A 21037-nucleotide genomic window follows, 5' to 3' on the forward strand; every position below is an offset into this window, starting at 1 on the left:
GTTGAGTCGACCGTCATCACGCCATCCCGATCAGTTGCAGGTAGGCGTCCTCGAGGGTGGGCCTGGTGACGGTCAGCTGAACCAGCTCGGTGCCGTCGGCGGACTGTTGCCTGATGAACTCGGTCGGGTGGTCGGTGTGCTCCACGCGCAGCTGGTCACCGTCCATCCACTGCACCGTCGCCGCCGTGTTGACGTGGGCGGTCAGCCGGGCCGGGGAATCGACGGCGGCCACTCGGCCACCGGCCACCACGGCGACCCGATCCGCCAGTGCGGCAGCTTCTTCCAGATAATGGGTCGTCAGGAGGATGGTCGTGCCGTCGCCGGCCAGGAGCCTGATGAGGTCCCAGAACTGGCGCCGTGCTTCCGGATCGAATCCGGTGGTCGGCTCGTCGAGGAAGAGGAGCTCCGGTTCGGCGATGATGCCCAGCGCGACGTCGAGGCGGCGACGCTGCCCTCCCGACAGTGTCCGGACCCGCGAACCGGCGCTGGACGCCAAGCCGACAAGCTCGAGCAGTTCTTCGGGAACCCGGGCCCGCCCCTCGCCGTAGCATTTCGCGAACATCCGCACTGTTTCCAGCACCGTGAGAACCCCGAAGTCGCTGGTCTCCTGCAAGACGATGCCGATTCTGGCACGCCAGCTGCGCCCCGCATCTGCAGGATCTTCACCGAGGACCGCAACCCGCCCCGAGTCGCGCTTGCGGTGCCCTTCGAGAATCTCGATGGTGGTGGACTTTCCCGCGCCGTTGGGCCCGAGGATCGCGAAGATCTCGCCGTAGCCGACCTCGAGATCGAGATCGTGAACCGCCTGCAGCCGTCCATACGACTTGGACAGTCCCTCGACCTGGACGGCCGATGAGGCCGTCATGAGAAGGCTTCTCCGGCATCGGATTCGGACTCGTTCTCCAGCTGCGCGAGAAGCTCCTGCAGTTCGGCGTCGGACAGCTCGGCCATGAGTTGGTCCAGCTCGTCGTCGAGGTCCGACGCCTCGGCCGCCGGTGCCGATTCGGTGGTCGATGCGGCGACGTCACCATGAATGAAGTGCAACTCGGCGAGCACCCGATCGGCCAGTGAGTTCACGCTCACGCCACGAAGGATCTCGAGCACCGGCAGGTCGATCGAGAAGGTCATGTTGATCCGCACTCGGAACTCCATCGCCATCATGGAATCCAGGCCGATATCTTCGAGCATGTCATCCGGCTCGAAATCCTCTATGGCACAGTCGAAGACAGCCGCAACAATCTCCCGCAGCCGATCAGCGATGACAGCAGGGCGGTCGGCTTCGGGAGTCGTCGCGAGCATCATGAGTACCGAACCATCGGACTCGCCTGCGCCGGGCGCGGTTTCGGCGTTCCCGAGATCGGCGAACATCATCGGCAGCCGGCTGCCGAGACCGGCTTGGCGGGCCCGGCCCCAGTCCGCGCTGATGGCGACGACGTCGGGCGGTTGTTGGTTGATCAGCCGGTCCAGGATCAAGGCACCCACCGCGGGGGTGATGAGTTCGATGCCCCGTGCAGCGTAGAGCTTTTCGAGGTTGAGCTCTTCCACCATCCCCACCGACCAGGGCCCCCACCCAATCGTGAGCGCCGGCAGACCCTGCTGCCGGCGATAGTGCGCGAATGCGTCGAGGAAGGCGTTGGCTGCTGCATAGTTGCCCTGCCCCGGCGAGGCGATCGTCGATCCGGCGGAGCCGAACATCACGAAGAACTCGAGCTCGTGGCCTTTCAGGGCGTCGTGCAGCACGCGGGCGCCGGTCACCTTGGGCGCCATCACCGCGGTGAAGTCGTCTTCGCCGATGTTCACCAGCAGTTGGTCATGGACCGATCCGGCGGCATGGACGATTCCTCGCACCGGGCGCGCGCCGCCGCGGGCGTGGTCGCGCAACCATTCCGCCACCTGATCTCGGTCGGCGACGTCGATGCTGGCCGTGGTGACGCGCACACCGAGACGTTCGATGTCGACGATCGTCTTGACGGTCTCGTAATGGGCATGCTCTTCGGTGAGGCCGGGCCAGCTGTCCCTCGGCGGGATGACGCTGCGGCCCCACAGCGCGATATGGCGCGCTCCCCGCCCCGCGAGATACGTGGCGACCACCCGGCCCAGAGCGCCGGCACCACCGGTGACGACGTAGGTCGCGTCCGGGCTGAGCTTGGTGGGAAAAGGCCGCGTCAGCTGATCGCACGGCCGCAGACGCGGCACGTAGGTCACGTCGCCGCGGATGGCGATCTGGTCTTCGGGTCCCCCGTTGAAAAGGTGTTCGCAGACCCGGGCCGCGGTCTGGACGTGGTCGTCAGCCGCATCGATGTCGACGAGTCCGCCCCAGTGCTCCGGCAACTCTTGGTGGCCGATGACTCGACCCAGACCCCACACCGCGGCCTGGTCGACACCGCGGAGGTCGGTTCCCGGTGCGGGTTGAGCGTTCGCGGTGACCAGATACAGGCGAGCGTGGTCGCGGGTGCCTTGTCCGGCAAGCGCTTTCGCGAGCCGCAGCGCAGTGAGCACGCCGAGCTGTTGTTTTTCCTCGACCGAACAGGATTCAGTGATGTCCAGCGGCCAGCAGTCGACGATCCCGTGGAGATCGTCATCGACCAATGCGCCGAAGTCTTCCTCAGCGAGGTCTTTTCCGTCGCCGCGTCGGACAACGCGGACGTGATGGCCCCGGCGACGCATCTCTTCGGCGATCGCCGCTCCCACACCAGTGCCGTCGCTGAGGAGCAGCCACGACGTCGGGCCGGTGATACCGGGCTCGTCGCCGGGTGGCTGGTCGTCCATGCGTTGCCACTGAATCTGCAGGACTCCCTTGTCGATTCGATCGGGCGACATGCGCGACGATTCGCTCAACGACTGCACGACGAATCCGGTGATGACCGCGAGCGGTGTACCGCTCGGGTCGGTGATGGTGATGTCGCTTTCGACGTGCGACTTGGTCACCGACACCACGCGAACGTGCACCGTCATCTCCGGCGCGGGTGCGCCGTAGACGGCGAAATGCCGAATCCGGGTGGGCAGGAATGGATCCTCGTTCTCTTCCTGACCGAGGAACGGTGCGCCGAACAGCGCCTGGAATGCCCCGTCGATGAGGGCCGGGTGGAACCGGAATCGCGGCACCTCATCGGCGATCGAGACGGGTACCGCGATGTCGGCGACGGCCCAGTCCTCGCCCGCAGTCACCTTCCGGACGGTCCGGAAGGCGTCTCCGTAGTCGAATCCGATGGACTCGGTGCGAAGGTAGAAGTCGGCGCCGCTGATCGAGACGACCGGCTCTGCACTGCCTGCCGCGGCCAACGGCTTGGGTGCGGGTGGCCGGATGTTGAGTTCGGCCGTTGCGGTGATGGTCCATTTCGGTTCGCCGTCGGCCGTCGCGGTGAACGACGCGAATTCCAGTGTGCCGTCGTCCTCATTGAGGGTGGTCCGCAGGATCGGGTCACACGTCTCGTCGAGGATCACCGCACGATGGAGCACCACATTGTCCACACTGAAGTCCGCGCCATAGACGGCGTTCGCCACCGCCATGCCCATCTCCACGTAGACCGCTCCCGGCACGACCACGCTTCCCTGGACCCGATGGTCGGCGATGAACGGGTTGAACACGGTGCTCAGCTCTGCTTCCCAGGTCGGGTGCAGGGCACTGATCCGCTGTCCGAGAAGGGGATGCACCGGCTTGTAGAACAGGGATTCGGTGGCTTCCCGCGTTTCATTCCAGAAGCGTTTGGTCTGCCACGGGTAGCTCGGCAGCTTCACCGGGCGGGCGCCCTCGCGGTGCTGGAGAGCACCCCACGAAACGTCATGGCCGTTGCAGTGCAGCGTGCCAACGCAATTGAGGAATGTACGGACGTCGTCCTGGTCACGTCGCTGGACCGCGGTCACCGAGACTCTCTGCTGGCCCGCGGTTTCCAAGATTGACGCCGCGAGTGCCGGGTGTGGACCCAGCTCGACGAAGTGGGTGTACCCGTCCTCCACCATTCGCCGGATCCCGGGCTCGAAGAGCACCGTCGCCCGTGTGTTCTGCCACCAGTACGCGGCACCGGCCTGATACCCGTCCAACCGCTCACCGGTGACTGTCGAATACAGCGGCATGGTGGCATCTTTCGACGACATTCCATCGAGCGCGCCCAGTAGGTCGTCTTTGATCGCATCCATGAAATGCGTGTGGTACGGCACTTTCCCGGTGAGATACCGGTTGAAGATGCCGAGCTCGTCCAATTGCGGAGCCAATGCGGCAAGGACATCTGCGTCCCCGGCGACGGTGACCGCGGACGGGCTGTTGATCGCCGCTATCGAGATCCGCCTGCCGAATTCGGCCTGCAGCTGCGGGTCTATAACCCGCATCAGCGAATCCGCGTCCGTCCCGACGGCGAGCATTCGGCCCAGCCCGCTGGTGCGCTGCTGGAGGCGGCTCCGGTGGTAGACGACCTCAACCGCTTGTTCGAAGGTGAGCAGGCCGGCGAGGTGGTGAGCTGCGACTTCGCCTGCACTGTGCCCGATTACGGCGTCCGGGCGAATCCCGTACTGCGCCAGCTGTTCCGCCAGAGCGATCTGGACAGCGAAGTTGGCCGGCTGCGCCACCTCGGTTTCGGTCATCCGCGAGCTTGTCTCGTCACGTCGCAGTTCGTCGATGAGGGACCAACCGGTGTACTGCGCGAGCTCGCGATCGGTGCGCACGATGCTGTCGGTGAAGGCGGGAAGGACGTCGAGAAGTCCCCGGCACATCCGCCACCACTGCGGGCCCATCCCCGTACAGACGAAGGCGAGCTTGGGCGCGGTACCCGCGGTGCGTGCCGAAATCGGACCACCATCGGCCAGGAGTCGCAGTTGTTGTTGTGCATCGTCTTTACTGTCCGCGATGACGACGTGCCGGTAGTTCAGATGTGAGCGGCGCAAGCCCAGCGTGTACTGAAGATCCGCAAGCGTGAGGTCCGGATTCGCGTCGAGATGTCCGGCGAGCCGGTCGGCGGCCGCAACCAGCGCCTCCTCGCTGCGCGCTGAGATCGGAAGCACCGCAGGCACTTGCGGTTCGACCGATTCGGGGCTTGGTGCAACCCTCGGGGGCGGCTCCGCGAGCACAACGTGGGCATTGGTACCGCCGAAGCCGAACGAGTTGACGCCGACGAGCCGTCGCTTGTCGGCGGGGAACGGCCGGCCGGTCGCGGGGACGTCGATCTTGAGTTCACTCAGGGAGACGTGGCGGGTGGGCTCGTTCAGATGCAGGTTGGCGGGTATGTAGCCGTGTTTGGCCACCAGCGCGCCCTTGATCAGCCCGGCGACACCGGCTCCCGCTTCGAGGTGACCGATGTTGGTCTTGATCGACCCGATCAGCAGCGGATCGGCCGGCGGCCGGTCGGCCGTCAGCGCGCTGGCCAGGGCGCGCATCTCGATCGGATCGCCGACGGGCGTTCCGGTGCCATGCGCTTCGACATATCCGATGTCGTTGGCCGCGACGCCGGCTCGCGCCAGGGCCATCCTGATGGCGGCTTCCTGAGCCTCCTGACGCGGCACGGTGATGCCGTCGGTGTGACCGTCCTGCGACACGGCGGTACCGAGGATCTGGGCATAGATGTCGTCGCCGTCGTCGAGCGCTTGGCGCAGCGGTTTGATGACCACGACTGCGCCGCCTTCGCCGCGGGCGTAGCCGTCGGCAGAGTCACTGAATGCTTTGGAACGTCCCTCGGGACTGAGGAATCCGCTCTTGGACTCCGCGATCGCCGTGTTCGGCCCGCCCATGATGTTCACCCCGCCGGCCAGCGCGACGGTGCACTCGCCGTTCCAGATGCTCTGTGCGGCAAGGTGTACGGCGACGAGTGAACCCGAACAGGCCGTGTCGACCGTCACGCTGGGCCCGCGGAAGTCGAATGCGTGCGAGAGCCGGTTGGCCAGCATCGTCATCATCATTCCGGTGGCCGAATGCGCCTTGAACCGGTAGCGACTGGTCCGGCCTTGGTTCTGCAGCAATTGATAGTCGAGGGTGAAGCCGCCGATGAAGACCCCGACGTCGCTTCCGGCGAGACTGTCGGCGGGAAATCCGCCGTCCTCCAGTGCTTCCCACGTCACGTGGAGGAGAAGGCGCTGCTGCGGATCGAGGGAATGCGCCTCGCGGGGCGAGATCCCGAAGAACTGGGGATCGAATTGGTCGATCTCGCTGAGGAACCCGCCGCGGCGGGTCACGATTTTGCCCACCTTGGCCGGATTGGGGTCGTGATAGCGATCGGCGTTCCAGCGCGACTCGGGAACGACACAGGTCGCATCCGTCTCACTGCAGAGCAGGTTCCACAGTCTGTCAACCGAATCAGACCCGCCGGGCAGGCGACAGCCGATACCGACGATGGCCAGCGGCTCGCGGCCGCTGTGATCACTGAGCGTGGTCACCGGTCAGCTCGTCTGAAGGGCGGGCGAGGTGCTGACAATCCAGTCGCTGCTGAGCGGATCGTTTTCCTGCTGCCGGCGGTAAGCGGACCGTAACTCGTGCAGCAGCGGATCCCGTTGCCATTCCTGCACCTGGTGCATGACGTCGTCGTCGCCGAACATCGCCGACTTCTCGGCGAGGACCGTCTCGACCAGCTGCCCGGCCAGCCGGCGCAGCATGTCGGCGTTGGCGTCGAACTGCTCGTCGAAATTCTCGCTCGGGCCCATCATCGCTTTGTGCAGGGTCACCATGAAGTTCAACGGTGAGTACAGGTCGACGAACGGCACAGTGGGAGTTCCGGTTTCGACCGATGCCCACTCGCGGAAGAACTTTTGCACTCGGTTGCTCAGAGCGATCAGCCCGTCGAGATGAGGGACGAAGCCGGGATCATCGGCAAGGCCCACATACCGGCCGTTGACGTACAACAGCCCGATGAATCCCCAATAGAAGGCGACGTCCCAGATTATCTTCGCCGACATCACACTCGGCACGCCCATCAGTGAGTACTGGTCCTGGTACACCGCAAGCCACATCTCGGTGAGCGAGCGGAACAGTGTGTCACTGATCTGCGCGCGCGCGACGACATCGTCACCGTCGAGTTCGCGGGTGATCATGTCGGTGATCAGACCGTTTCCGATCGCGACGAGATCCAGGCCCGACGAGTAGAGCGGATCGAGGAATATGCCCGCGTCGCCGGTCACGCACCAGCGGGCGGTGCCGTCGTAAACCTGAGCCGCGCCGTGGCTGTACTTCTTCATCACGCGGAAGTCCTGGATGTCGTTTGCGTGCTCGTCGACCACAGCTGCGCACTGGGGCTCATGTTCGCGCAGCCAGGCGGTGGCCTTGGCGAGCGTGTTGAAGGTGTCGAATGGGTGGTAGACCGGATCGGCGACGATGCCGACGCTGGTGGCGCCGGACGCGAGGCGGATCAGCCAGACCCAATAGCCCTCGCCCATCAGATGATTGGTGGACAACGCGCGGTCACCTTCGACCAGGCGGCTCTGCCACTCGGGGTCGTCGCTCCACCGGCCGACGTCGATCTCCGTTGCGACGCGGAACCATACGGCGTTGCAATCGTGTGCATTGGCCTGCCGGATATTCAAGTGGCGGGGCAGGAGCCGGGTGCGTCCCGATGCGTCGACCACCCACCGTGCCGTGGTCTTGGTGGTGGAGTCACCGTCCTGGACCGAGATGGTGTGGGGACCGCGGCCCTCGCTGAGCTCCACTGCGCTGACCCGGCCGCGGGTGATCTCGACACCCTCCGCCAGACAGCGGCGGCTGAGTTCGTTCTCCAGTCGTCCGCGGTCGATCTGATAGGTCACCTGCGGCACGAACGATGAACTGCCGAGCTCCATCCGTTGGGCGATGTCGGTGTTGCGGTCGACGGAGAAGAACATCCGCAACCCCATCTTGCGGATCTGCTCGGTGCTCAGGTGGTCGCCCAGGCCGAGGCGGTCGCGCAGGTAATGAGCAGACACCTCGACGGTCGACTCCCCCACCGTGTGGGTCATCTCCGGGACCGGGTGGACGTGGGGTTCGATCACCTGGACTCGGGTGGTCGGCCGGGCGCGGCGAAGTTCCAGAGCCAGGGTCAGAGCCGCAGCGCCGCCACCCACGACACTCACATCGTGGTCGACGGTCGGCTCGTCGGCCTGTGTCATCCGAGACCGGATGCGCCGGGCGAGGGCCTCACGGCGTTCGCGACTCAGCTGCGAGACCTGCGCTTGGGCATCCACCCCGTGACCTCCCTCGAGTCGTGGCCGATGGGTACCCCGCATATTTGACGGGTACGCATGGCGGCGCTCTTGCGACAGGCAACGTCTCTGCACCGGATCGCTCATTGCATCGCGACGCCAGACCTTGACGAAGCGCTGGTACGAGGGAATCACAGCGACGGCAGGGGTGCCACGTCGACAGCCATTACCGATTGCTGACGTCTGCGTCGAGATTGCCGCCACGCTGGGAAGCTGGTGATGTGTTAGAAGACTCGACGGCCGGAGACGCCAATGACTGAGCAGCCCGGGGTCGACGACTGCGACGTTCTGGTGTTCGGCGCGGGCCTCGCCGGGTTGCGATGCGCGGTTGTGCTGGCCGAACGCGGGTACGAGGTGGCGGTATGGGAGGCCGGGGACCGGGTGGGCGGCCGCATCCGTACCGACATTGTCGACGGCTTTCGCTGCGACCGCGGCTTCCAGGTGCTCAATCCCGCCTATCCGGCGCTGCATCGAGCGGTGCCGGTCGGCGACCTGAGACTGCAGCCGTTCGACGCAGGCGTTGTCGTCCGCCGCGACCACGACCGCGTGAAGTGGGTGCATCCGCTGCGCCAGCCACGGGAAGTCCCGCGCATGCTGATCCGCGGCGGCCTGTCGCCGCGCCAGGTGGCGGCCCTGCTTCGATGGGCTGCTCCTGCCCTGCGGCCGGGAACCCTGACGGCGGCGCACCACGACACAAATCTCCGGGACGCCCTTGATCACCACGGCGTCGACGGCATCACCCGCCGCGTGCTCGACCGCTTCCTGGCGGGAGTGCTCCTCGACGACACCGGCTCCACATCCAACGCCTTCGCCCTCCTGCTGACGCGCATGTTCGCGCTCGGCGTTCCGGGCCTGCCGGCCGACGGCATGCAAGCGTTACCCGAGTTGCTCGCCAGCCCGATCCGGGACCGGATTCACCTGCAACACAGGGTGACTCGAATCTCACGCGCCGGAGCCGACTGGACGGTCACCGACGGTGACGTGACGGTACGCGCCCGAGAGGTGGTCGTCGCCGCCGATGCACCCGCCAGCAGCGTGCTGACGGGTGCACCCCCACCGGCGATGAAGGGAGTCGTGACCGACTGGTGGGCCGTCGACGACCTGCCGCCCACGCCAGCAATGCTGAGTGTCGATGGCCGGGCCGAGCCGCCGGGACCGGTTGTCAACACCGCGGTGATCAGCGCGGCAGCTCCGACCTATTCGCCGCCGGGTCGCCACCTCATCGCCGCATCGGCGCTCATCGGGCCGCAGCGCAGTACCCCGCCGGAAGCAGTGCTGCGCCAGCATGCCGCCGACATACTCGGTCTGGACGCGGCGGCGTGGACATTGGTTGCCCGGCACGAGATTCCGGATGCGTTGCCCGCCCAGCCCGCGCCCCTGGTGGTCAGGCGTCCCGTGCGCAGCCCGGACGGACTGTGGTTGTGCGGTGACCATCGAGACACCGCGTCGATCCAGGGTGCGCTGGTCAGTGGGCGCAGAGTCGCCGAGGCGATCATGGCGCGCCGAAGCGGGGCCACGAGCTGACCCCGCCGCCGTCACCGCTTGCCGCGCGGAATTCCCGTCGCCCACAGCGCCCACGCGATGAGCACCGGTTGGAACAGAAGCCTCACGAAGCGACTGGTGTCGCTGTTGAGCCCGAAGCCGTCCGCGTGGTTGACGTACTGCGCGATGTTGCCCGGGAAGATCAGGATGAAGAACGCCGCCAGCAGTCTGCCCACCAGCACACGGTCCCGGTTCAGTAGGGCCAGCCCCACTCCCAGCGTGATCTCGACACCTCCGGACGCCATCACGACACCGTCGGCGTCCATCGGCACCCACCGCGGGACCTGAGCCTGGAATTCCTCACGGGCCCAGAACAAGTGGCTGAATCCGGCGAAGATCATCGCGCCCGCGAGGACGAGGCGGGCGATGGTCCGCGCACGGGTGGTCGGCGGGGGCGGAGGCAATTCGGACAGAGGCACTACGGACACGGGTCAAGCCTTTCGTCGGATTCGGGTCGGAGAAATCAGTTGGTGGTGCGGGCGTGCAGGTCCGCGGTGATCAGGTGCAGCGCCTCGCGCAACGCCGCGAGATCCGCGGCGGCCGAATCGTTGGAGCCCAACAGCCGGTCGGGAATGCAGGCCGCCCGCTCTTCGAGGGCGCGCCCCTTGTCTGTCAAGGTGATCTCGACGCGCCGCTCGTCGGTCGTGCTGCGCTGCCGACGCACGAAGCCGGCCGATTCGAGACGTTTGAGCAGCGGCGACAGGGTGCCCGAATCGAGATGGAGCCGGTCGCCGAGATGGCTCACCGTGCACGGCTCCTCTTCCCAGAGCACCAGCAGCACCAGATATTGCGGATAGGTCAGGTCGAGTTCATCCAGCATCGGGCGGTAGGCGGCAGTGACCGCGCGCGACGCCGAGTACAGCGCGAAGCACAGTTGTTCGTCGAGACGCGGAGCGGGCATGCACTCACCATATCGCACACCATTTAATTGTGCACAACTCAATGCGTCGTTCCGCTGTGCCGTCTTGAATATGCCCATGAACTGGACTGATGCCGTGCTGTAAGCACGGCCACCCTTGCGGCTGCACGAGAAAGTCGTACCGGCCGCTTACGATTCCACCGGCGACGCATCCAAGGAAAGGGCCAGACGTGAGCTACACCGCCGCTGACATCACCGAGCTCGACGATGTCCAGCACACACGCCTTCGGCCGGCGGTCAACCTCGGTCTGGACGTTCTGAACACCGCTCTGCGCGAGCTGATCGACAACGCGGTGGAAGAGGTGGCTGATCCCAGCCACGGCGGGTCCCGGGTCACCATCACGCTGCACGCCGACGGATCGGTCAGTGTTGCCGACGACGGGCGCGGGCTGCCCGTCGACACCGACCCGACGACCGGAAAGAACGGCATCGTCAAGACGCTGGGCACCGCGCGGGCCGGTGGAAAGTTCTCCGCGCACACCGACGCCACCAGCACCGGAGCCGGCCTGAACGGAATCGGCGCGGCCGCAGCCGTCTTCATCTCCGCGCGCACCGACGTCTCGGTACGCCGGGCCGGAAAGACCTACCTGCAGAGCTTCGGCAGGGGCTATCCCGGCGTTTTCGAGGGAACAGACTTCGACCCGGATGCGCCGTTCACCCGTTCCGACACACAGAAACTTCGCGGCACCAGCAACCGAAAGCCCGACGCCCAGGGCACCGAGGTGCGCATCCTGTTCGATTCGGCCGTCGTGCCCGATTCCCGCGTTGACATCGGCGAGGTGCTGCTGCGCGCGCACGCGGCGGCGCGGATGTCGCCCGGTGTGCACTTGATCGTCGTCGACGAAGGGTGGCCCGGCGAGGAGATCCCGCCGGCCCTGCTGGCGCCGTTCGACGGTCCCTGGGGTACCGACACCTTGCTCGACCTCATGTGTACCGCCGCTGGCACTCCGGCACCCGCCGTGCGGGCCGTCGTGGAGGGCCGGGGCGAATACACCACCAGCCGTGGCCCGACACCGTTCCGGTGGTCGCTGACGGCGGGCCCTGCCGAGCCCGCGACAGTGGCGGCGTTCTGCAACACCGTGCGCACCCCGGGTGGCGGGTCGCACCTGACGGCGGCGATGAAGGGAGTGTCCGAGGCGCTGGCCGACCGCGCATCCCGGATCCGCGATCTGGGCCTGGCCAAGGGCGAAGAAGGCCCGGAGCCACAGGATTTCGCGGCGGTCACCGCACTGGCCGTCGACACCCGCGCCCCCGACGTGTCATGGGACTCCCAGGCCAAGACGGCGGTGTCGTCTCGGTCGCTGAACCTGGCGATGGCCCCGGACGTGGCGCGCAGTGTCACGGTCTGGGCGGCCAACCCGGCCAACGGCGACGCGGTGTCGCTGTGGACGAAGCTGGCTCTCGAATTCGCCAGGGCGCGGCGCAGTGCCGAAGGCGCCAAAGCCCGATCCCGTGCGGCATCGAAAGCCAAGGGCCTGGGCACGAATCTGTCGCTGCCCCCGAAGCTGCTGCCCAGCAGGGAAACCGGGCGCGGCTCCGGCGCGGAGCTGTTCCTGTGCGAGGGCGACTCGGCGCTCGGCACCATCAAAGCCGCACGTGACGCGACATTCCAGGCCGCTTTCCCACTGAAAGGCAAGCCGCCCAACGTCTACGGGTTCGCTCTGAGCAAGGCCCGGGCCAAGGACGAGTTCGACTCCATCGAACGCATCCTGGGATGCGGGGTTCGGGACAACTGCGACCCCGAGCAATGCCGCTATGACCGGATCCTGTTCGCCTCCGACGCCGACCCCGATGGCGGCAACATCAACTCGAGCCTGATCTCGATGTTCCTGGACTTCTATCGCCCGCTCGTCGAGGCCGGAATGGTCTACGTGACGCTGCCGCCACTGTTCGTGGTCAAAAACGGCGACGAGCGGATCTACTGCCAGGACGAATCCGAGCGCGATGCCGCTGTCGCGAAGTTGAAGGACACCTCCAGGAAGCGGGTGGAGGTGCAGCGCAACAAGGGTCTCGGCGAGATGGACGCCGACGACTTCTGGAACACCGTGCTGGATCCTGCGCGGCGCACAGTGATTCGGGTCCACCTCGATGACGACGAGAAGAAGCTGCACCATACGTTGTTCGGCGGACCGCCCGAGGGACGGCGCACGTGGATGGCCGATGTGGCCGCCCGTGTCGACACCTCCGCGCTGGACCTCGACTAGGAGTATCACGTGACCGCCACCCTGGACATTCCAGAGCAGAACGCCGACCTGGTGCTCGACCAGAGTGCCGACGAGTACTGGAACCACTACCAGTTGACGTTCGCTCTCTACAGCGTCAGCGACCGCGCCATCCCGTCGGCGTTCGACGGGCTCAAGCCGGGCCAGCGACGTCTGCTCTACCAGATGCACGACTCGAGGCTGCTGCCCGGCAACAAGCCGCAGAAGTCCTCGAAGGTGTGCTCGGCGGTCACCGGAAACCTGCATCCCCACGGCGGTGCGTCGATGTACGGCGCCGCGGCGCTGATGGCGGCCGAGTTCCAGCGCGTGAAAGTCATTGACGGACAAGGCGCGTTCCCCCGCATTCAGGGCGACATCCCCGCCGCCGACCGCTACACCGAGATGCGGTTGTCGGCGCCCGGTGCGGCGCTGACCGCAGAACTCGACGACCACGCGGTGCCGATGGTGGCGACGTTCGACGGCGAATGGATCGAGCCGACGATGCTGCCCGCCCAGTGGCCGGTGCTGCTGTGCAACGGCGCGGTCGGCATCGCCGAAGGGTGGGCCACGAAGGTGCCCGCGCACAATCCCCGCGAGATCATGGCCGCCTGCCGTGCATTGTTGAAGACACCGAACATGACTGACGACAGGCTGGTCAAACTCATCCCCGGACCTGACTGGGGATGCGGCGCGACCGTCGTCGGCACCGCCGGACTGCGCGAGTACATCACCACCGGCCGGGGCGCGTTCACGGTGCGCGGCACGATCAGCGTGGACGGCAAGAACTGCGTCATCACCGAACTTCCGCCCGGTGTCGCGAGTAACACTGTGCAGGAACGGATCCGGGCCCTGGTCGAGTCGGGCGAGATGTCCGGGGTGGCCGACATGTCGGACCTGACCGATCGCCGTAACGGGCTGCGCATCGTGGTCACCGCCAAGCGCGGCCACAGTGCCGAGGACATTCGCGAACAGCTGCTGGCCCTGACCCCACTGGAGTCGACATTCGCCGCCAGCCTGGTCGCCCTCGACGAGAACCGGGTGCCGCGCTGGTGGTCGGTGCGTGAACTGATATCCGCCTTCCTGCATCTACGTGACTCGGTGGTACTGCACCGCAGCGAGTACCGGCTGGAGAAGGTGACCGCGCGCCGGCACCTGGTCGCCGGCCTGATGACGATCCACCTGGACATCGACGCCGCCGTCGCGGTCATTCGCGGCTCCGACACCGTCGACGAGGCGCGCCAGGGACTTCAGGAGCGGTTCTCGATCGACGCTGTCCAAGCGGATTACGTTCTGGCCCTGCAACTTCGCCGCCTCACCAAGCTCGACGTCATCGAGCTGCGTGCCGAAGCGGAGAAGCTCGATGCCGAGTTCGCGGCGCTGACCGAGCTGGTGTCGGATCCCGACGCCCGCCGCAAGGTCATCGATTCCGAACTCGTCGAGACCGCGAAGCTGTTCAAGGGCCCGGAGTTCGACCGTCGTACCGTCCTCGATGCCGAGGCCACCCCGGTGACCTCGACCGCAGACGACGACAGTCCTCGCGAGCGAAAGATGAATACCGCCTGGCGATTGGACGATCGTGGGGTCTTCTCCGACAGTCACGGGGAGCTGCTCACCTCCGGCCTCGGCTGGGCGGTGTGGACCGACGGGCGGGTGAAATTCACCACCGGCAACGGTCTGCCCTACAAGACCCGCGACATTCCGGTGGCACCGGACATCACCGGGCTGCTGTGCTCGGGCGTGCTCCCGTCGGGCTACCACCTGGCGCTGGTGACCCGGCGAGGAAAGGTGCTGCGGATCGACCCGGCCGCGGTGAATCCGCAGGGCGCCGCGGGCAACGGTGTGGCCGGGATCAAGCTGGCCGGCGACGGCGACCAGGTGATCGCCGCCTTGCCGGTGTCGTGCGGTAACGGCGAAGCCATTCTGTCGACATCGGAAAAGAGTTGGAAGGTAACTGAAGTCGCTGACATCCCGGTGAAGGGCCGAGGCGGAGCCGGCGTCGGTTTCCATCCATTCGTGAAGGGCGAGGACGCCCTGCTGTCGGCGTCGATCTCGGCGACCGGGTACGTGCGGGGCAAGCGAGCGGTGCGTGCGGAGAGTCGCGCGAAGGCGTCGATCAAGGGATCCGGGACCGACGTGACACCGGCGGACTAACCTCGTGTAACGCCAGCGGTTCCGACAGAAATGGACGCAGATGACCTCGGGGATCCCGACCACGACGCACTCACGGCATATCCCCGCGCTTGTCGTATCACTCGTCGCGGTCGCCGCGGTGGCGGCCCTGGGCGGGCTTGCCTCTGCCAGTGCCGCGAGCCAGTACGGACGGCTTGTACAACCCGATTGGGCGCCGCCGCCCAATGTTTTCGGACCGGTGTGGACCGTCTTGTACGCGCTGATGGCGATCGCCGCCTGGCTCGTGTGGCGGGCCGACCCCCGATTCGGTAACCCGGCGATCATCCTGTACGCCGCGCAACTGGTCCTGAATCTGGTCTGGTCACCGTTGTTCTTCGGCCTCGGCTGGCGTGGTGTGGCACTGGTGGACATCGTGCTGCTCGACGTGGTCCTGGCCGCGACCCTTGCGCTGTTCTGGAAAGCCAACCGCACGGCGGCCGCGCTGCTTGTCCCGTACTTCGCGTGGAGCCTCTTCGCAACGGTCCTGAACTCATCGGTGTGGTCGCTGAACAGCTGACCGATCTCGGGATCGAGGCTGGCGAGCTCACCGCCACGATCGGGCGTCGGCTCCCTTACGGTGTCCCGATGACTACTTCGGGTTTCACCCTGCCCGCCGAGGGTGTGCTGATAGCCGACGGCGGCCTCGCGACCGAACTCGACGCCCGCGGCCACGACCTGTCCGACGACCTGTGGTCGGCGCGGTTGCTCGCCGAAGCTCCCGAGGAGATCGTCGCGGTGCACGAGTCGTTCTTCCGCGCCGGCGCTCACTTCGCGACAACCGCCAGCTACCAGGCGTCATTCGAAGGTTTCGCCCACCGCGGGATCGACCGCGCCGCCGCCGAACGGCTACTACGCCTCAGCATCGAACTCGCCCGGACCGCGCGCGACTCGTCAGCTCCCGCCGGATGGGTGGCGGCCTCGGTCGGGCCCTACGGCGCGATGCTCGCCCACGGCGAGGAATACGTCGGCCGCTACGGACTCAGTGTGGCCGAGCTGGCCGCCTGGCACCGGCCACGACTGGAGGTGCTCATCAGCGCCGATCCGGACGTGCTGGCGTTGGAGACGGTTCCCGACAGCGACGAAGCCGAAGCACTCGTGGGGTTGGTCCACGAACTCAAAGTTCCGGCCTGGCTGAGCTACACCATCGCCGGTGACCGGACCCGGGCCGGACAGCCGCTCGAGGAGGCGTTCGCCGTCGCCACCGACGTGCCCGAAATCGTCGCCGTCGGCGTCAACTGCAGCGCACCCGCCGACATCCTGCAAGCCGTGGCCACCGCGCGCCGGGTGACCGGCAAGCCGGTAATCGTCTATCCCAACAGCGGCGAGGTGTGGGACGGCGAGAAGCGCGTGTGGGTCGGATCGCCGGGTTTGGACACCGACCTGGCCACCGAGTGGGTGGAGGCCGGAGCCAGGATCACCGGCGGGTGCTGCCGAGTCCGCCCCGAAAACATCGCCGCGATGGCGGCCGCAATCGGTGACTTTCCCTCAACGTGAGCCGAGGCCGGCGCCATCGACAAACGCCGGGGATTACGGGAGCCGCGTGATCAGCCCCTTGTCGCCGTCCACTCTGACTCGATCACCGGTCTTGAGCACTTGGGTACCCACCAACGTGTTGACCACGCACGGTAGCCCGTACTCCCGCGCTACGACGGCGCCGTGCGACACCGAGCTCCCGATGTCGGTGACCAAGGCCGCGATCACGGTGAAGTACGGTGTCCAGCCGACGTCGGTCACCGGTGCGACGAGGATCTCGCCGCGCTGCACATCGCGCGCATCGTGTATCGACTTGGCCACGCGCACAGTGCCTTCGGCGATTCCCCGGCTGGCCGGCCGCCCCGTGAGTTGATCGTCGGTGAGAGCACCCTGAACCCGCGCGAGGATAGGGGTGGGCCGACCCACCGACACGTCGTCGAATTCCAGTGCCTGTTGAAACGGCAACGCATCGCGGCGCTGCTGCGCGCGGTGCACGAGGTCGGCGATGTCGTCGTCGCCGACGACCAATGGCAACTCGGCCCGATCGAAGAAGAAGACAAGGTCCGCGTCGGGAAGGCGTCCGGAGTCGGCCAGCACCTGGCCCAGGTGGTGGTATCCGAGCTTGAGGCGGTGGGCCATCAGCGCCATCTTGGACTTGGTCTCCTCGCGCCCGCGGGCACCGCCCTGAGCCAAGCGGGCCAGCAGCCGAACTGTCCGCGACCGGGGTGCATCGGCAGATGTGCGCCGTGACTGCTCGCCAACCGAACTCCGGGCAGACTGCACCATGACCTGCATCATCGACCCGAGTCCGTCGGCGTCCTCGGCCCACGCGGGGTCGCGCATGCACAATTCGCGGTATCCCCGGTGGCCATGCCGAATCAGGAACTGCCGCAACGCCGCACCCCCACGGCTGGACCCGCCACACAGGCCGATCACCGCCTCCGACGGCGTCGCGGCCAGGAACTGCTCGGCGGTAGCGTCGTCGGCCGCGATCTTTCCCACCACCGCGTGCAGCTCGTCGACCATCATGGCGCTCTCGACGTCGGCAGCACCGGCCATCAGGCGAGCAGCCTCGGCTTGACCCTCGTGCTCATCGAGACCGTTCTTGACGGCGTTGCGCACCAGGTAGCTCTCCAGAATGTTCGCGCCCACCGCAGCTCGCGATGACGACCGCACGTGAACCAGCGTGACGTAGCAGTACAGTTCGACGCCCGCTTCCAGTTGCTGCAGAACGTGTTTGGCGTCGCGACTGGTGGGAATCGGATACGCGGCGATCTGGTCGCCGAGCCGCCGGATAGCCGGACCGGCGGACAACGCATGCGAGCTGAGCCGGATCGTGTTGATCAGTTTGGGGATGAACGGCTTTGGCGGTTTGGGCTCGAGTTCGTCGACCACCCGCCCGCAGATCGACATGGAGAACTGCTCCAGCGAGTTCCCGAGGATGCCCGAACTCAGTGCCGTGCCTTCGGTCATGTTCAAGAACATGTGCCCGTAGAAGTAGCCGACTTGAAGCCAGGGCGTGGCGTAGCTGTCCTGTGCCCGCGCCACCACCTGCGTGGTCTGCATGGCGTAGTCGATCGCGTATCCCGATACCGACGCGGTGAGCGGACAGAAGGCCCCTGGCATCATCTCGCCGATGTTGCATCGGGTGTAGACGTGGGACGGGCCGGCCAGCGGGGTGTCCATTTCGTTGAGGTCCCCGGGCAGGGTGGTGATCGGCCGAGCCTGCAACCATCTGAGCTGCCCGGTGGTGTCGATCGCCCATTCCAGGTCCATCGGCCGGCCCCAGTGCCGGGATGCCCGCAGCGCACCGGCGCGGATCTGCGCGACCTCGTCGTCGGACAGGACGGGGTTCTCCCCGACGTCGCGGACGGCCTGGGTGCCATCCGAGGTCAGCACGAGGTGGTCGGAGACGGCAGATCCATCGACGAGTGCTTCACCCAGTCCGGCGATAGCGTCAATGACCATCAGATCCCGGCGGCCGGTCGTCGGGTCCGCGGTGAATACCACTCCGGCAGAACGTGCATCGACCATCTGCTGGACCACAACGTGCATGGTCACCGCGCCGGTGGCGGCATCGTGGCCGCTATAGGAGGACGCTCGTTCGGAGCCGACCGAGGCGGCACATGTGCGGACGGCCGCGGCGAACGCATCCAGCGAATCGACCCCGAGGACGGTGTCGTACTGTCCGGCGAACGACTGCTCGGCGCCGTCCTCTCCGGTGGCCGAGGACCTGACGGCGACCGGGCAGGCGCCCGTCGCCTGCATCTGGGCGAAGCGGTCCGTCACCGGGTCCGGGAGGGGCAGCAGGGAGGCATTGGCGATGACGAAACCCGTTGGGACGGAAAGCCCGATCCGGGTGAGCTCGGCCAGACCCAGGGCTTTGCCGCCGAACCGGTCGTCGATGATGTCCGCGAACTCGATCGTGGTGGTGTGCATAGTGTCAGCCCAACGCGTCGATGATCTCGGCAAGCGCCCCGGCATCGATGGGTCCGGGTTGATACAGGCAGATCCGGTCCGAAACACCGACGACACGATCGCGGATGTGTGCGGCCACCTCGGCCGGAGTTCCGCATGCGGCAATCGTGTGCAGCATCTCGTCGTCGATCAAGGTCGCCATCTCCTGCCATCGGCCTTGCTTGGACATGGCGTTGAGTTCCGGCTGCAGATCGCCCCAGCCGTGCGCCTCCAGCACCGGGCGGTACGCCGGGGTGGATCCGTAGAACGACAGCAGCATCCGCGTCGACGTGTGATCCTCGCCCACCGAAACGATGATCTCGGGTACCACCGCGAAGTCGGCGGCGTCGCGGCCGGCAGCGGCCAACCCGGCACGGACGGCCGGCATGGTCTTCTCGTGCAGGAACCGCTTGGACCCGAACGGCATCACCAGCAGACCGTCGGCCACTTCGGCCGTCGCGCGGGTCATCTGCGGGCCGAGCGCGCCGAGGTAGATCGGCGGCGGCCCAAAGGGATTGGGGCCCGGGTTGAACGTCGGCGTCATCAGGGTGTGCCGGTAGAAGTCACCGCGGAAGTCGAGGCGCTCACCGGTGTTCCACGCGGCGAAGATCGCCCGCAGTGCACCGACCATCTCCTTGATCCGCGCCACCGGTCGATCGAACTGGGCGCCGTAGCGTTTCTCGATCTGCGCGCGGATCTGGGTGCCGAGGCCGAGGATGAACCGGCCCTCCGAAATCTCCTGCAGGTCATTTGCCTCATGTGCGAGCTGAATCGGGTTGCGGGGGAACGCAATCGCGACGTTCGTCATCAGGTCCAGGCCCTTGACCGTCGATGCCAGCACCAGGGGTGTGAAGACCTCCCGCGGCCCCTCGAAGGTGAACACCCCGGACGCTCCGGCTTCGCGGAGCACGGCCGCGCGCTCCACCGCATCAGTGGGGCCGAACAGGGCTGTCATGACCTTCACGGCGTAACCGCTTCCTGAACATCGGTCCAGTCGTGCAGGCCCGACGGGTGGTGCGGGCCGATGACGGCGTGCTCGAACAGACCCGCGCCCTGGTGTGTGCTGCCGTCGGGTTCGGTGCAGACCGCCCGGCCCACATGGTCGATCAGACTGAACGGGGCCCGGGCGAGAACCTCGGGGTCGGTCATGTCGTAGGAGACGCGCTCGGCGGACGGCCCGCCCTTCCACGCGCCATGCGCCCAGGTGGAGTCCCCGCCGTAGCCGGACCCAAATGCGATGGGCGCGAACAGCTTCGACTCGACATCGAGCTGCAACCGGCTTCCGTCGCGGGTCATCATCTCGATGTGTGCGCCGTGCGGGATTCGAGTGCCGGGCGTGTAGTGGATCGTCGCGCGCACGCCGTCGAGCTGTTCGACCCTGCCGTCGGGCCAGCGCCGGCTGCAGTCGTAGAGACTGCGGTGGCCGTCCGGGTCCTCCTGGATGATCAGGAAGATCTGGTAGTCGGCGAAGGCCAGCGGCAGGTACAGCCACCACATGCCGCCGAATGCGGTGTCCGGTCGGCCGGCGGGTTCGGGCTCGCCGATGGGCCGGATTCCCCAGGACCGGTCGCGGCTGCCCACCGAGGTCGTCGCGTCGACACTGAGCCGTTCACCGTCGATGTAGATCCATCCCTCCCAGCTGCCCAGTTGGGCAAACCGGCACGCGTGCAACGTCACTCGTCGCTCCGAGTGCATCTGATGCGGATGCTCCAGCGCCGCGGGGAACAACCCGCGCCATCTGAGGTCAGCCGAGACGCCCTCGGTTTCGGCGACCGTGAGGTGCAGTTCCTGCAGGGGCTCGACGACGTCGAGCCGGTACCCGTTGACGTTCTGGTGGAGACGATCATCGTCGATCGCGTCACTGAACCGGACGGCGGTCTGAGTGTCTCCGCGGCGGATCAGGAAGTAGGCGTCCTTGACGCCAAGTCGGGGGTAGTAGCCGATCCCTGTCAGCGCCATGAAGCGGCCGTCGCGGTCGAGCACGTTGAAGTAGGAGCGGTCGTAGAAGTTGCGGTCCGAGGTCGCTGGAGCACTCATCGGCACCGGCGCCTGGTGGATCGGGTATTCGTCGAGCGGGCTCAGGATCAACGGGCTCTCCCTAATAACGATACGATGCGAGCTATAT

General features: G+C 66.6%; 13 protein-coding genes. 5 read left to right on the plus strand and 8 right to left on the minus strand.

Annotated features, from left to right (window positions below):
• Positions 1–16: 16 nt before the first annotated feature.
• From D3H54_RS29540 to D3H54_RS29550, 3 genes are read right to left on the minus strand one after another with little or no spacing between them, the layout of a single operon-like run.
• Positions 17–865, minus strand: a complete 849-nt coding sequence (locus tag D3H54_RS29540; protein WP_149383191.1) for an ABC transporter ATP-binding protein — start codon at positions 863–865, stop codon at positions 17–19.
• A complete protein-coding gene (locus D3H54_RS29545) occupies positions 862–6360 on the minus strand; it encodes a type I polyketide synthase (RefSeq protein WP_286199048.1) in 5499 nt (1832 codons plus the stop codon). The genes D3H54_RS29540 and D3H54_RS29545 overlap by 4 nt, the downstream gene beginning before the upstream one ends.
• Positions 6361–6363: 3 nt before the next feature.
• Positions 6364–8133, minus strand: a complete 1770-nt coding sequence (locus tag D3H54_RS29550) for an NAD(P)/FAD-dependent oxidoreductase (RefSeq protein WP_286199049.1) — start codon at positions 8131–8133, stop codon at positions 6364–6366.
• Positions 8134–8403: 270 nt separating this feature from the next.
• Here D3H54_RS29550 and D3H54_RS29555 point away from each other — a divergent pair, with 270 nt between their 5' ends.
• Entirely contained in the window at positions 8404–9675 is a 1272-nt protein-coding gene (locus D3H54_RS29555) for a flavin monoamine oxidase family protein (RefSeq protein WP_149383192.1), read from the plus strand.
• 11 nt (positions 9676–9686) lie between these two features.
• On the opposite strand, the gene D3H54_RS29560 is transcribed toward D3H54_RS29555, so the two are convergent.
• Entirely contained in the window at positions 9687–10034 is a 348-nt protein-coding gene (locus D3H54_RS29560; protein WP_286199339.1) for a DoxX family protein, read from the minus strand.
• Between the two features lie 122 nt (positions 10035–10156).
• On the minus strand, positions 10157–10594 hold the full coding sequence (locus D3H54_RS29565; protein ID WP_149383193.1) for a MarR family winged helix-turn-helix transcriptional regulator: 438 nt from the start codon (positions 10592–10594) through the stop codon (positions 10157–10159).
• A 188-nt stretch (positions 10595–10782) separates the two neighbouring features.
• Here D3H54_RS29565 and D3H54_RS29570 point away from each other — a divergent pair, with 188 nt between their 5' ends.
• The 4 genes from D3H54_RS29570 to mmuM all read left to right on the plus strand — a co-directional run bounded on the left by D3H54_RS29570 (position 10783) and on the right by mmuM (position 16476).
• Positions 10783–12816, plus strand: a complete 2034-nt coding sequence (locus tag D3H54_RS29570; protein ID WP_149383194.1) for a toprim domain-containing protein — start codon at positions 10783–10785, stop codon at positions 12814–12816.
• Between the two features lie 9 nt (positions 12817–12825).
• Positions 12826–14964, plus strand: coding sequence for a DNA gyrase subunit A (locus tag D3H54_RS29575; RefSeq protein ID WP_149383195.1), 2139 nt, complete (start codon positions 12826–12828; stop codon positions 14962–14964).
• A 40-nt stretch (positions 14965–15004) separates the two neighbouring features.
• Positions 15005–15499 (plus strand): TspO/MBR family protein, encoded by a 495-nt coding sequence (locus D3H54_RS29580; protein WP_149383196.1) that lies wholly within the window; start codon positions 15005–15007, stop codon positions 15497–15499.
• Between the two features lie 68 nt (positions 15500–15567).
• Positions 15568–16476: a homocysteine S-methyltransferase gene (gene mmuM, locus D3H54_RS29585; protein ID WP_149383197.1), complete on the plus strand. Its 909-nt coding sequence runs from the start codon at positions 15568–15570 to the stop codon at positions 16474–16476.
• A gap of 33 nt (positions 16477–16509) precedes the next feature.
• Here mmuM and D3H54_RS29590 read toward each other — a convergent pair whose 3' ends face one another.
• From D3H54_RS29590 to D3H54_RS29600, 3 genes are read right to left on the minus strand one after another with little or no spacing between them, the layout of a single operon-like run.
• A complete protein-coding gene (locus tag D3H54_RS29590; protein WP_149383198.1) occupies positions 16510–18894 on the minus strand; it encodes a PEP/pyruvate-binding domain-containing protein in 2385 nt (794 codons plus the stop codon).
• Between the two features lie 4 nt (positions 18895–18898).
• Positions 18899–19876: a TIGR03617 family F420-dependent LLM class oxidoreductase gene (locus D3H54_RS29595; RefSeq protein ID WP_149383199.1), complete on the minus strand. Its 978-nt coding sequence runs from the start codon at positions 19874–19876 to the stop codon at positions 18899–18901.
• Positions 19873–21000 (minus strand): Rv3169 family protein, encoded by a 1128-nt coding sequence (locus tag D3H54_RS29600; RefSeq protein ID WP_149383200.1) that lies wholly within the window; start codon positions 20998–21000, stop codon positions 19873–19875. The genes D3H54_RS29595 and D3H54_RS29600 overlap by 4 nt, the downstream gene beginning before the upstream one ends.
• Between the last annotated feature and the right edge of the window lie 37 nt (positions 21001–21037).

The sequence above is a fragment of the Mycobacterium sp. ELW1 genome (assembly GCF_008329905.1).
In the GTDB taxonomy this organism is placed as follows: domain Bacteria; phylum Actinomycetota; class Actinomycetes; order Mycobacteriales; family Mycobacteriaceae; genus Mycobacterium.

Coding starts and splice junctions, on each gene's coding strand:
- D3H54_RS29590 (WP_149383198.1), bottom strand. CDS start 18,894: ATGCACACCACCACGATCGAGTTCGCGGACATCATCGACGACCGGTTC.
- D3H54_RS29580 (WP_149383196.1), top strand. CDS start 15,005: ATGACCTCGGGGATCCCGACCACGACGCACTCACGGCATATCCCCGCG.
- D3H54_RS29560 (WP_286199339.1), bottom strand. CDS start 10,034: ATGATCTTCGCCGGATTCAGCCACTTGTTCTGGGCCCGTGAGGAATTC.
- mmuM (WP_149383197.1), top strand. CDS start 15,568: ATGACTACTTCGGGTTTCACCCTGCCCGCCGAGGGTGTGCTGATAGCC.
- D3H54_RS29555 (WP_149383192.1), top strand. CDS start 8,404: ATGACTGAGCAGCCCGGGGTCGACGACTGCGACGTTCTGGTGTTCGGC.
- D3H54_RS29540 (WP_149383191.1), bottom strand. CDS start 865: ATGACGGCCTCATCGGCCGTCCAGGTCGAGGGACTGTCCAAGTCGTAT.
- D3H54_RS29565 (WP_149383193.1), bottom strand. CDS start 10,594: ATGCCCGCTCCGCGTCTCGACGAACAACTGTGCTTCGCGCTGTACTCG.